The following is a 251-nucleotide window of genomic DNA, read 5'->3' on the forward strand; positions in this document are numbered from 1 at the left end:
CCTCAAAAATATTCTAGGAGCTTAAGTTACTTCGATTTCTGTATTTGAAAAGAACAGTCGAGATTTGGATGGATTCAAGCAATAATTAGCAAGACCTGCCATCAGATGGCTAAGAAAGTTCCATCGACTTCGGTACCGATGCTGTTCTATCTGACAGTTACTTTTCAACAGATGATTCACACTTTCAATCATAGCCCTCTTTTTTAGCATGAGTTTATCCACTAACGTGATCCATTGATTTTTCATCTTCT

1 protein-coding gene is annotated in these 251 nt (G+C 37.1%); it reads right to left on the reverse strand.

The window, feature by feature from the left end; translation table 11 throughout:
• Positions 1–21: 21 nt before the first annotated feature.
• The coding region (locus tag BU804_RS03335) for a transposase (RefSeq protein WP_275935649.1) at positions 22–251 on the reverse strand (230 nt) is incomplete at its 5' end.

The sequence above is a fragment of the Candidatus Protochlamydia sp. W-9 genome, from assembly GCF_001950615.1.
Taxonomy (GTDB): Bacteria; Chlamydiota; Chlamydiia; order Chlamydiales; family Parachlamydiaceae; genus Protochlamydia; species Protochlamydia amoebophila.